This is a genomic window from Chryseobacterium sp. VD8 (assembly GCF_037149975.1).
Classification (GTDB): Bacteria; Bacteroidota; Bacteroidia; order Flavobacteriales; family Weeksellaceae; genus Chryseobacterium; species Chryseobacterium indicum.
On the sequence record NZ_JBBCQL010000006.1, the window covers coordinates 1 to 13273 of the forward strand.

Consider the following 13273-nt stretch of genomic DNA (forward strand, 5'->3'; position numbering starts at 1 on the left):
ATCTTCCAATATGTCGTGAGAAGGACTGTAAGCACTGGTATCGGACATATCATCCAACTGTACAATATTATCTTTAACAAGATCAGCAGTCACACTGTTGTCGCTCTCATATGTTGTAAAAAGAGACATTTCTGTAGATCTTTTAAGACAAATCTCATAGAAAACAGTTCCTCGTCGTGATTGATTGTCTTCAACAATATATTTCCACATTAACCTTTTAAATTGTAACTCGTCCAAGTGTTCCTCACTTAATAGTTCTGGTATAATTCGTACAGCTTTATCAAGATAATAAGGAGTTCTCAAAAGATGCTTAATCTTAGAATTTTCCATCAATGGCAGTAAGTCAGGAATTTTTTCAACGATTAATTCAACCTCAGCATCATTAAATTCACCTACTTGAAAATAAGCAATATTTTCTGGCAGCTCATAATAGTAATCGATTTTAAACTTCTGTAATAAGTAGTCTCTTATTGTTAAAACTATAGTTATATTTTTATTTTTTTCCAGTATCTGAAGTAGTTCATTAAATGCTCCCGAGCTACCTGACTCTATTAGTTTTTCAAAGCTTTCTATCCAAATTAAAAAATACTTATTTGATAAAGGACTTGCCAATATTTGTTCGATACTAACTTTACATCCGGCTTTTATCAAAGCTTCACTAATTGTTTCACAATACAGGTTTTCAGCGGTAAAAGTTAAAACACTACGATCTCCAGACATTTTCAAATCACTTACAGCTGATTTTGTCAAAGCCGATTTTCCAACTCCCGGGTTTCCATGAACCACTACAAGATTCTTTTCTTTAAGCAATTGCAGGAGGTCTATATTATCACGAGGAACATTAAAATCTCCGATTTTTTCTCTAGTTCTAGAATTAGTGGTTTGTTCATTTTTTTCCATTTCTTCATAACTTAAGAGAACATCTTTATCTGTCTCCGGTTTGATAGAATTGATCAGACTGAACTTAGGATATGGAATCAGCTTATTGTATGCTAAAACTTTGGTCGCCAAAAAAAATCCACCGTCCTCGTATGTATGAATAATACCTGTAAAATAAGTTTTTCCATACAAGATAGAATAAGCGCCACTTCCAGACAATCCTTCAACATTTTCCAAGGCCTGTTGATAATATGTATCGAGAGAATTTTCAGACTTTAGTGTAAATTTATATCGATTGCTCTTGATATCTTCGATAAATTTCATAGGAAAAGATCGATCTGCCTCTTGATCATTAAAATTAGCATACCCTCTAATTTGATAATCTTCCACCATTTCATCAGTATCAATTACCTGACAAAAAAATTGTTTACCTGTAAGTGGAAGAATATTCTTTTTAGAAAGAATCAACAATGCCATATCCTCATCATCATCTGACACAATAACAATATCTGTTTCGGTCAAATTGTATGAATGAAATTCTGATGTTTCCTGATTAAAAATCTCTTCAAGTTTAATATCCGTATTTACATATTCTTTATCGAACTTTTTACCTTCTAAACAATGTTTTGCAGTCAAGACATACACGTCATCAACATCAGGACTCGGGTAGAAAATTACTGCTGTAGCAATTTCGTGGTTACATCTGATTTTGATTGTAGAAAGCTGTGGTATATTTTCATTCATATTTTATGAGTTAAGGGCAGGTACGAAAGTTCTAAGCTGTCAGGTCCTATTTGTGAATAATCACATTCAAATGTATATCTTTCAAAAGCGTCGTCATCGACCTCAAAGATATTTCTCAATTCTTGAGTATCACAAGCAAAATGAATTTTGATAATTTCAGAATTTCTTCTCTCGTTCGTAATGATTCTAACTATAGTCTCTTTATCCGGATGTCTGTTATGGATACCGTTTCCAGTTATCACATAACAATTGGTCTGAACTATTTCCAGCAATTTAGGGCAGGTATTGGCTTTACTGCCATGATGTGATAATTGCATAAACTTCACGGGCAGTGGCCGATCTTTATTATACCCCAATGCATCTAAACTGTCAATTATATCAGAGGGATGACTGTCGGCTAATAAGAGTACTTTTACCTTATCAAACTCGGCAAGAACAGCAATAGAGCTTCCATTAACAGGATCTGTATCCGGTTTAAATTCATTCCCTGTAAGTTCTTCAATTATTTTTTTATGGTCGGATTGATTTTCTTTTCTACCAATTTTACCATTACTTTCTTCTTCTTTCCACAATTCTGTTGCAGCAGCTTCCTTTTCAGGTGTAGGTGAAAGAATGGTCATTTTAAAACCAAAACATTCAATTGGTAATGTTTCAGTATTTATTGGCACTGTGGTAAGAAGATTATTTGCAGTTAAAAAATCCCTAAGTAAAATCCCGTCACCGACTGAGATTTTCCCATTAGATTCCTTTATCATCTCAGGAGAATGATTAAATAAAAAATTCTTTACAGCGTCTTGTTTATTTTCAATTTTTTTGTCCACGACAAAACCTTTTACGGCACCGATATGGTCGCGATCTATATGGCTGATAATCCAATTTTCAATTTGTTCGCCAGAAGACAAAATTTCTTTTATTAATGGGGCAAAAGAATTTTTGTACTCTTTACCATATCCTCCATCAATAAGTATATTATGCCATTGGGAATCTGTTCCTAAAAATCTGATAAAAATAGCATCACCGCCGCCGATATCGAAAAAATGAAAACTAATCCGATGTGTTTTTTGAGTCATAAAATAATGGTTATTAATACTTTCTTATTTTTTCTAAAATAGGAAAAGTTAATTGGATAAGTAAGAGTTTATTTAAATAATTAAACGAAAGGTCAAATTAATCCTTTCTTTCATTTTTACTGTTGATTTAGCAATTCGATGTTCCCAGTTTTCCTGTAAATCCCCTTTCATAATGAGTAACGAACCGTGAGGCAATGGCAAACTGTATTTGCTCTGATGATGGTCTTTTTTTCTGAAATCAAAGTTTCTGGTTTGACCTAAACTGATTGATGCAATCACAGGTCGTTTTCCATAGCGGCTTTCTTTATCTCTGTGCCATGCCACGGAATCATTATTATCACGATACAGGTTTAATAAAACACCATTGAACTGATACCCAAATTCTTTTTCTATCCTTTCTTTTAAAGTATAAAGCTCGGGAGTCCAAGGATTAGTTCCTGAAACATTTCCGTCTGAATCGTAAGAGCTATCATTTCCTCCATACCAAGCAGTAAGGCGGGGTGTTACAACTGTTTTATCATACATCTTCTGAGTTCGCTGTTCCCAAGGTGTCGTTTTCAGCAGTATATCTTTCAATTCATCGGCTTCTTTGCTGCTCAGGAAATGTTCCTTGTATTCCAAAAGGTCTTTTGGAAATTTATAAAACTCTTCCGTATCAAATAAACTCAGCTGACTCATTGCAATTTTCTATTAAAATATTTATATTTGATCTGGCCCGTTTATACGGGATTTTTTTCATCATTTGTGTTTTTGCTTCCCTTAGGAGATTTTTTTTTATGAAGTAATGTTAGGAAACTTATTTTTGAGCTTTATTCAAATGAATTCAATTCTTATCTCCTATTTTTTCTTTAATCTGTTTGATATCGGTCTTGATCTCTGTCATAAAGTTTTGAATATTACGTTCTGCAAATTCATCAGCTCCATATTCTATCGTATTGATACTACAGGCAAATTCCCAGATCTCTTTAATTTCAGATAATGGAATTTTATATGGCTCATAAAATTGATTGTCAGCTTTTACCCATATACTGTCTGCTTCATGAAACTGGAATCTTTTGTAACTGATTCCATCATTAGTGGTGATGAAAATATAAGTCCGGTCCGTTTTCAGATCAGAAAGATTTTCTACATATTTTCCAACAATATAAGTTCCGTTCTTATAAGGCGGCATAGAATCTCCGTCCGCTGGAAACGCTCTAAACTTCCCACCTTTTAAAAAAGGTAAGGATATCGTTTCCAAACTTTCTATGTATTCCGGATCTCCATAACCGTTCAGATAACCCATAGAGGCTTTTTGTGGAATAATCTCAATCTGATCGTTTCCATCCTGATCAACCCTGATAGGCAGAACAATCCTATTGTCAGGGAGCTCCATAATCTCATCAATCGAATATTTGCTGACGTTGATGGTCAAAAGTAAATCGATGCTGATATTATAATATCTTGAAATTTTCACTAAAATATCAAGGGGTGGCGCTGCGGCATCATCTTCATACTTACTATATCGGCCTCGGGTAATTAAAAGATCATCGGCAACCTTTTGTTGAGACAGATTGAGCTTACCTCTTAAATACCGCATGTTTTCTGATAAAATTGACATTGCTATAAATTATAGCAACAAATATACAATTTTTTGCTACAAATCGTGATAATTTTGTCAAATGGAACGAGCGATTGCACATATGGATCTGGATACATTCTTTGTTTCCTGTGAACGGCTGAGAGACTCTGTATTGGAGAATCAGCCCGTGATCATAGGTGGCGGAGATCGTGGTGTAGTAGCATCTTGTTCCTATGAAGCCAGGAAATTTGGGGTTCGTTCTGCGATGCCTTTGCGAATGGCTTTACGCTTATGTCCCGAAGCGCAGGTTATCAAAGGTGATATGGAGTATTATTCCAAAATGTCACATTTGGTGACTGAAATCATTCAGGAAAAAGTTCCTGTTATGGAAAAAGCAAGTGTAGACGAGTTCTATCTTGATCTGTCGGGCATGGATAAGTTCTTCGGCTGCTATCAATGGACAACCGAAATTGCGGAAGCGGTAAAGAAAAATACAGGTCTACCTATTAGTTTTGCATTGTCTACCAATAAAACAGTTTCAAAGATTGGAACAGGTGAAGCAAAGCCAGCCGGTAAATTAGAATTAAAACCGCTCGCAATACAGCCTTTTTTAAATCCTTTATCCGTCAGAAAGATTCCTATGGTTGGTGATGTGACCTTTGAACTCCTTTCAAGATTAGGTGTAAGAAAGATTGAAACACTTGCTAAAATGCCAGTGGATGTGCTTCAGGAATTAATTGGAAAAAATGGAACTGAGTTATGGAAAAAAGCCAATGGCATTGATTTAAATCCTGTGATTCAATATTCAGAGCGTAAATCCATATCAACTGAAACAACTTTTTCCGAAGACACCATCGATATTCCGAATATCAGAAGTATTCTTTCCGGAATGGTTGAACAGTTATGCTACCAGTTAAGACAGGAAAAATGGCTGACCTCAACGGTATCAGTAAGAATAAGATATGCCAACTTTGATACAGAGACTAAACAATGTAAGGTGGCTTATACCTCAGCAGACCACACATTGCTGAAATATATTCTGGAACTCTTCAAGAAAGTTTATACCCGAAGAATGAGAATTCGTCTTGTAGGTGTCAAGTTTACAGGACTGGTTCACGGAAGCCATCAGATGAATCTTTTTGAAGATACCGAAGAGCTGATCTCATTATATCAGACCATGGATAAAATGAAAGACCGTTTTGGTGCTAAAAGCCTTGGAAGGGCTTCCGGTTTTTTGACTCAATAAATAAAATTATGTTCCTCAATTGTCATACCTATCATAGCCTTCGTTATGGGACTATTTCTGTTGAAGAATTAGTTGATCTGGCTATGGATTATAAGCTGAAAGTTCTTGCGCTAACTGATATCAATACCGTAACGGGAATCTATCAGTTTTATAAACTGTGTGAAGATAAAGGCATTAAACCTATTGTAGGCGTTGATGTCAGAGTTGAAAATGAGCAGTATTATATATGCTTAGCGAAGAACCCGAAAGGAATAGCTGAAGTCAACAGGCTTTTGACCGATTATAATTGTGAAAATATTGAAATTCCAAAATCTAATCCTCAATTAGAAAACTGCTTTGTGATTTATACTTTACAAAATAAACCTGATATATTATTGGAACACGAGTTTATCGGAATCAGACAAGATGAGTTAAACCTTTTAATCAATTCTGAATTCAAATCCCTCACTCATAAAATGGTTATCCTTCATCCGGTAACGTTTAAGACTGATGACGAATACGAACTTCATAAAATATTACGAGCCATAGATGGTAATATTCTTTTTACAAAACTGGCTGAAAAAGATTATTGTAGAAAAGATGAGTTGTTTATGAGTAAGAAAACTCTTCTCGATCAGTTTAAGCATTACCCAGAAATCGTTGAAAACACGAAATTTATCGTCAGTCAATGCAGTTTTGATTTTGAATTTAAAACCCCGAAGAATAAAAAATATTATACTGACAGCAAGGAAAATGACTTTAAATTGTTATCCCAGCTTGCTTATGAAGGTTTATCTCATAGATATCCTGATAATAACAGACAGGCTATTGAGAGAGCTGAAAAAGAATTAACAGTTATTCATCAACTTAATTTTTGCGGCTACTTTTTGATTACTTGGGATATTATTCAATACAGTAAGCGTATGGGTTTTATGCACGTCGGAAGAGGAAGTGGCGCTAACAGTATTATAGCTTATTGTTTAGGCATTTCCGACATATGTCCTCTAGAGCTAGATTTGTACTTTGAGCGTTTTCTAAACTTAAACCGTAAAAGTCCTCCCGACTTCGACATCGATTGGAGTTGGAAGAATCGTGACACTATTTTGGAATACATTTTTGATAAATATGGAAAAAATCACGTTGCTTTTTGTGGAACTAATGTGGAGTTCAAGAGAAAATCGAGATTCAGAGAACTGGGAAAAGTCTTTGGACTGCCGAAAGATGAACTAGATCAGCTTTCAAAAAAACCGAGAGAACTACACGATCAAAATTCAATTGTTCAAGAGATTTATAAGTATGAACAGTTGTTAGTTGGATTTCCCAATCAAAGAAGTATGCATTCTTGTGGGATTCTTATTTCCGAAGAACCTATTACAAATTATTCAGTTTTAGAATTTCCTCCAAAAGAATTTCCAATTGTTCAGTTTGATATGCATACAGCTGAGGATATTGGTCTGGAAAAGTTTGACATTCTTTCACAAAGAGGATTGGGAACGATTAAAGATACCGTTAATCTAATTAAAGAAAAAAAGGGAATCAATGTAGATATTGAAGATACCAGAATCTCTAAGGATGAAGTCAAGTGCAATGAATTTTTGAGCATTGGAAAGACCATTGGTTGTTTCTACATTGAATCTCCAGCTATGCGTGGACTTTTGAGAAGATTAAAATGTGATAATTACAAAGTATTGGTTGCTGCATCATCAATTATTCGTCCAGGAGTTGCACAGAGTGGAATGATGCGGGAGTACATTTTCCGACACAATCATCCCGGTCAATTTGAATACTTCCACGATGTATTTGAAAAAGAATTAGGCGAAACCTATGGCATTATGGTTTATCAAGAAGATGTCATTAAAATTGCGATGCACTTTGGTGGAGTTTCTGCAGCTAATGGAGATGTTCTTCGAAGAGCTATGAGTGGTAAAGGACGATCACTTTCAGCTTTACAAAAATTAAAAGATGATTTCTTTGAATCCTGCAAAAGGAAAGGACATCCTGAGCAGCTTTCTCAGGAAGTATATCGACAGATTGAATCTTTTGCCGGCTACTCCTTTTGTAAAGCACACTCTGCTTCTTATGCCGTGGAGAGCTATCAGAGTCTGTTTCTGAAAGCCTATTACCCTATCGAATTTATGGTATCTGCTATTAATAATGGCGGTGGTTTTTACCGAACAGAAGTTTATGTACACGAGGCGAAGATGTCAGGTGCTAAAATTCATAACCCCTGCATTAACCTAAGCGAATTTCATACAACATTATATGGAACAGATGTGTACTTAGGTCTAATGCATATTGAAAAACTTGAAGCTTCTATCAAAGTAAATATCCCGGAAGAAAGGAAAGAAAACGGCGATTACGGATCATTAGAAGATTTTATAAAAAGAGTCAACATTGGTATTGAAACTTTACAGATATTAATTTTTGTCGGGGCTTTCAGATTTACCGGAAAGCAGAAACACGAACTTTTAATTGAAGCAAGATTCCTACTTTCAAAGAATCAATATAAAAGCAAGATCATATCATTATTTGAGGAACCTCAAAAAGATTATAAGCTACCGACAATAGATAGAAACCCTTTTGAAGACGCTTTTGATGAAATTGAAATTTTAGGATTTCCAGTTTCCTATTCGATCTTTGATTTACTCAAGACTAAATACAGAGGTCACGTTTTGGTTAAAGATCTCTTGAAGTATCATAAAAAACAGGTTAAAATGCTGGCATATTTAATTTCCAGGAAACACGTTCCTATCAAGATGAGAAATCATCCTGGAAAGAAAGACGATATGTATTTCGGAACATGGATCGATGCTGAAGGTGAGTATTTTGACACGGCACATTTTCCCGACAGTTTAAAACAATTTCCCTTTAAGGAAGGAGGAGTCTACCTTTTATTAGGAACTGTTGAAGTAGATTATCATTTTCCTACTATTACCATTACTAAAATGGCAAAAATGCCTTTGATTGCCGATCCGCGATATTCGATGGATGATGAAAAATCTAAAGAAATGGAAAGAAGTCTACGGGAAGACGTTAGTATGACTCACCGAAATCCCTATCCACAGGAACATGAAATTGGATTACCAAGAAAAAAGATAAACTGATTCTTTAGTATTCTTGTTATTTATTTTCACAAAGTTCCAGACCTTTAGTGATAAAATCTCCGTATGAAATTTTTAATCCAGCCCATTTGGGATCATCCAACCATATTTCATCAACTTTACTGATAGCAGCATTATTATGTGAAACACCTTTAGCAGTTCCATTTAAAGCATATGTCTTTCCATTGCTGGCCTTGCAGTAAATTTCTTTATATCCAGAACAATAAACTTCAACTTCATCAACTGAAAATGGCCATTTTTCTCCATACTCCAGCTTTGAAAATTTTATTGTATTTCGCTGGACTGGGTTAGAACACGATAATATTAATACTAAAAGTAATAAACTGTAAATAGCTTTCATTTTTTAATTTTGTCAAAGATAGATTTGAAAACTAAATTGACATTACGGGAAACCGTATTACTAAGAACATAAATAGTATTTATGACAAATCTTCTTTATTCACAACAATACCAAGCTGGGTTATAAGAAATGTCTTTTGTTCAAAGATTTGGTTCATAATCATCCATACTTTATCCACTAGAGAAAATGTTTTTTGATGGTCCTTATTAATAATAGTTAGTAAACCTGTGTAGGTAATGCTTTTTATCTTTTGATAATTTCCATTAAAAAACAGTCTATGATCTGTAAAATCGTAAGATTTCAAAACCATTTCAAAAGGTTTTTGAGTGTGTAGATTTTTTTTAAAAACCATTACAGAATCATACAATCTTATTTTTGTGCCATCTTTATTTTCAATATAAACCAAATATTGCTGTGTTTCAGGAAGTATAATTTCATTATCGTCATTTGTTTTAACAACTATTCTTGTGACCTCTGGTCTGCTCACATTGATCTTGAAAAATAAATCTAAAATTCCAAATTCAACTTCCTTCTGTTCATTATCATTATTTTCAGATTCTCTCAGCTGCACTATCTTTATATTATGATGTTCTGCAAACATTTGTGCATCCCGAGTAAATCCATTCCTTGACACAATAATTCCTCTTTGTATATCGGTATCATTGATGATAGAAAGAAGCTTCATAACTGTATCTTTAGTTACTTTTTTTTTCCAGTATTTACATTCGATAGCCGTTTTGTAAGTTTGGCAACCATCAAACTCAGCGGTCAGCACATCAATTTGATGCATAACCCCTGAATTACCTTTTATTTTACAATTCTGCCCATAACCCTCCACTGGAATATGATATTCTTTTTTTAAAGTATCATAAATATATTTTGTCAGAGATTCATAAATCTTCCAATCAAGACTGTTTAATTCATCCATCGTATTTCACATCAAATTACAACATATAGGTCTTCATCTTGATCATATATAGCCTTCCCTGATTTTACCAAAGGATTCCAAACTTTATCAATTGCTTCTGGCGTATTCCACTCACAATAATTATCAGATTTTTTCAAATTACTACTGGAAATTATCCTCTTTCCAAAAATTTCTCTACACTTTAGAAGAAGGCTGATCGAAATTCCTTTCCCCAAATAGTACTTACTACTGTCAGGATATAAGTCAACTACTTTTAAATCAGTTTCATTTTCCATCTCTAATAAAATGAGACTAAAAGAATCATCACTTTCCTTTGACTCTTCATACACTTCAAATACATAAGTAAAACCGTTATATGTCTCATTAAACATATAAGTACATCTAGAAGTAAATTGATAAGTCACATTATTTTTAGTACTTATAAAAATAAACTTTCTGGATTCATTAATCTCTAATATCATAGTGTACATTTTATTAAAAAATAAGATTATCAAACTGTTAACTAAACAAAAAAAATTAGAATTTAAGTTCCTCCATTAGTTTTACTGTCAAAATAACTTGACGCTGTTTTGCAAATTTATCAAATGATGAAAAATTTAAATCATTGGGAAAATAGTACTTTTTCTTATTAATTTTATTTGTAGAAACCCAATCTGCAAGTTGCTTTGCACCTTTTGACTTGTTTTCATTACCATCTAACATTTGGAGATTAATAATGGAATTAAAATACTCCGGATCTGTAAAGTATTCTCTATTAGAATCAGTCAATTGGATATTATTTAATTTTAGCTTTTTTTCATTGAAATTTGATATCGGATGACAATGATCAAGATTAAAATCTCCATCCTTATATTTTAAGTTAGGATAAAGTAATGCGAGTATGGGAAAAGCGTATCTATTTTCTTTCTGAGTATATAAAAGATTTTCTACAAACTCTTTATCGACGTTTATACTTTTATTGGTTTTAGAAAGCCTCTTTGCAATAGCGGCAGCAGGGAAAACTGCCGGAGACTTAGCAATTTCTTTTTTCAAAGTATCTCTGATAGCTTTTAATACACCTTCAGCTTGCCCGCCAAATATTTGATGTAGCAAAACAACATGAAGCCATTTTTTAATAATTGCTCTATCATCTTTATATGCAACTTTCTTATGAAAATCTTTTACTTTATCAGTTTTGTATAAATAATATATAATCGGAAGAACAGCATTTAATGATGTCAGTGTTTTTGGAGCATATCCAAAGTCTACAATAAGTTGAAAGACTTCTTTAATTGCTTTCCTAATATTTTCCCATTTACTTTCAAAATCTTTAGCATTCTTAATACTGAAATTGGTTACTCTAAATTTAATATCATCGTTGTACAAAATCAGATAGGTACGCAAAATCAAATCTTTGTTTACGGCAAAGCCGTATTCCTTTACAATTTCATCAACTAATCCATTAATTTCTTTGCGGGCATCTAGAATCATCCAACCTGAAATAGTTGTTGACATTACTAAATCCGAATAACTTAAGTTAATACCGCCTGAATTTATTCGTATAAAAATATCTAATGCTCTGGTAAAATCAGAACCTTTTTCAAGATAGTAGTGAATAAGTTTCTCAAGATGAACAATATCGTGAAGCCGACTCAATATCTCCTGAGCATCCTGATCTTCTATTTCGTGTTTCTTACAATAAGAATTCAGCTGTGCCATTCCGCGAATACCCAAAATATCTCCGACTTTGAACCATTTATTTCCATCTTCATTTTTTGCTTCTGAAGGTTTTAAAAACAAGAATTCATATTTTCTATCATCGTCACTATCGTTTAAGTCCTTGCTAGAATCCTTTTTATATTTAAGATTTAAATAAAGATATCTTGTAGGAATAGAGTGTTCATTATCTTTCCAAGCCAGATTATATTCGTGATAAGCATAAGAACCTTTCAACCCCAGATAAAGTGCAGTAAGGCGCTGCTGCCCGTCTAAAACGACTTCGAAGCTAGGAAGTTTTTTTGTATCAACTTCTTCTGATCTATTGAGGAATCTTTCTCTATATTTTTTTAAGATCCCATAAAATCGTTGGTTTTGTGTGTTATTACCTTCAACTCTCCAAAGCAACATTGAACCAATTGGATATTGTTGCATAAGTGAGTCAAATAACATCTCTATTTTTCCAGATGACCAAACAAAATCTCGTTGAATTGCAGGAAGTAAATATTGATTGTAATCTATTTTATCGATTGCATCTGCAATTGAAAGCGGAGGAAAAAATGACATAATTTATTTTTTAATTTTAATGTTTTTAGCTTTAAGAACTTTATGTTGATCACTTATAAAGGTCGAGATAACAAAGAGAATATCAATTACTACTCTTTTTATCAAACAAATATTTGCCTTCTTGTATTTCGAGATAGTCGATTACAAAATGCACAACTTTTCTGGCATCCTTCAGGACTTCTGGTGCTAGTCCAGGCACTTTAAATTGATTAATCTCTGAATTATAATTAATCATTTCACTATCAAAATTTTCAATCCCTTTTGGTTTACGTAATCTACAGTAAGGATTTATAATACTTAGATTTAAGGTTTCATTCAAGTTCCAGGAATTCTCAATATTTTTATTATAGAAATCTTTGTGCTTGTAATATAAGTTAGTTAAAATCACTAAGTCTACATTATTGTAATCAGCAGGGTCGCAAAAAGAACCATTAGTAAACAGACCTTCGGGGCCGTTAAGATAACCTACCCAGCTCTGCATATCCTCTCTATCACCACAGCATATTAATAAAATATTGATCTCATTTTCTTTTGATAAATCATTAAATTTTTCGTGCGCGTTAATCAGAAAATCTTTAAGATTATTATCCATACTTTTTAACTCAGAATGTTCTTTCAGAGATTTACCTTGCTTTATTAAACCTTCATCTATCGCATTGGAAAGTATTGACATTATGTCTAGCCTATTGTCAAGTCGACCATAAGTTTGATATTTGAAAGATTCTGTATTTTGTACCTTCTCTCTATTAGTAAAAGCCGCACATTTTACTTCAATATTGTATGTGAAATTGTTAGACTGAAATTTAACGTCTACATCTTTTTGATTTTTAGGGTTTACTTTAGCTTCGACCCTGAAACCATTTTTCTCACAAAAATAATTTGCAACTGCCAGCTCACAGGCACTTTGAATATAAGCTTTTTCGTCAAATTTTGCTTTTTTTAGCTGTAACTTATTTCCCCAGAGATCCTTGAAATCTCTATTGGATATAAACTGTTTAATTTTTGAAACAGATTCAATAAATTCATCAAAATAAATATTTCCGGAATTTTTTGCAATTTTAAGGTAATGACCATCCGGTACATTTAATTCATTAAATTCTTCTCTCATGAAGTGGCAATTAGTTTTGGATTTTAAGAAAATA

At 33.3% G+C, this 13273-nt stretch carries 11 protein-coding genes; 2 read left to right on the plus strand and 9 right to left on the minus strand.

Annotation, left to right across the window (positions count from 1 at the left end; translation table 11 throughout):
- The 4 genes from WFK35_RS01320 to WFK35_RS01335 form a co-directional block, all read right to left on the minus strand.
- A partial coding sequence (locus tag WFK35_RS01320; protein WP_336731021.1) for a hypothetical protein occupies positions 1-1623 on the minus strand: 1623 nt, incomplete at its 3' end.
- Positions 1620-2693 (minus strand): ComEC/Rec2 family competence protein, encoded by a 1074-nt coding sequence (locus WFK35_RS01325; protein WP_002977362.1) that lies wholly within the window; start codon positions 2691-2693, stop codon positions 1620-1622. The genes WFK35_RS01320 and WFK35_RS01325, both read right to left, overlap by 4 nt.
- Positions 2694-2765: 72 nt before the next feature.
- Entirely contained in the window at positions 2766-3371 is a 606-nt protein-coding gene (locus WFK35_RS01330; protein WP_002977361.1) for an alpha-ketoglutarate-dependent dioxygenase AlkB family protein, read from the minus strand.
- 145 nt (positions 3372-3516) lie between these two features.
- Positions 3517-4293: an XRE family transcriptional regulator gene (locus WFK35_RS01335; RefSeq protein WP_027383734.1), complete on the minus strand. Its 777-nt coding sequence runs from the start codon at positions 4291-4293 to the stop codon at positions 3517-3519.
- A 61-nt stretch (positions 4294-4354) separates the two neighbouring features.
- Between WFK35_RS01335 and dinB the strand changes: the two genes are divergently transcribed.
- A complete protein-coding gene (dinB, locus tag WFK35_RS01340; protein ID WP_027383735.1) occupies positions 4355-5500 on the plus strand; it encodes a DNA polymerase IV in 1146 nt (381 codons plus the stop codon).
- An 8-nt stretch (positions 5501-5508) separates the two neighbouring features.
- A complete protein-coding gene (locus WFK35_RS01345; protein ID WP_002977358.1) occupies positions 5509-8583 on the plus strand; it encodes a DNA polymerase III subunit alpha in 3075 nt (1024 codons plus the stop codon).
- Positions 8584-8599: 16 nt separating this feature from the next.
- Here the strand turns inward: WFK35_RS01345 and WFK35_RS01350 are convergent, their stop codons facing one another.
- The 5 genes from WFK35_RS01350 to WFK35_RS01370 all read right to left on the minus strand — a co-directional run bounded on the left by WFK35_RS01350 (position 8600) and on the right by WFK35_RS01370 (position 13239).
- The gene (locus WFK35_RS01350) at positions 8600-8941 is read right to left on the minus strand and encodes a DUF2511 domain-containing protein (RefSeq protein ID WP_002977357.1); all 342 of its coding nucleotides are present in this window, start codon (positions 8939-8941) and stop codon (positions 8600-8602) included.
- Between the two features lie 79 nt (positions 8942-9020).
- Positions 9021-9869, minus strand: coding sequence for a restriction endonuclease (locus WFK35_RS01355; RefSeq protein ID WP_002977356.1), 849 nt, complete (start codon positions 9867-9869; stop codon positions 9021-9023).
- A gap of 11 nt (positions 9870-9880) precedes the next feature.
- Positions 9881-10330 carry a hypothetical protein gene (locus WFK35_RS01360; RefSeq protein WP_002977355.1) on the minus strand — a complete coding sequence of 150 codons (450 nt, stop codon included), beginning with the start codon at positions 10328-10330 and terminating at the stop codon, positions 9881-9883.
- A 55-nt stretch (positions 10331-10385) separates the two neighbouring features.
- The gene (locus WFK35_RS01365) at positions 10386-12131 is read right to left on the minus strand and encodes a DUF262 domain-containing protein (RefSeq protein ID WP_002977354.1); all 1746 of its coding nucleotides are present in this window, start codon (positions 12129-12131) and stop codon (positions 10386-10388) included.
- 82 nt (positions 12132-12213) lie between these two features.
- Positions 12214-13239, minus strand: a complete 1026-nt coding sequence (locus tag WFK35_RS01370; protein ID WP_002977353.1) for a hypothetical protein — start codon at positions 13237-13239, stop codon at positions 12214-12216.
- Positions 13240-13273: the final 34 nt, after the last annotated feature.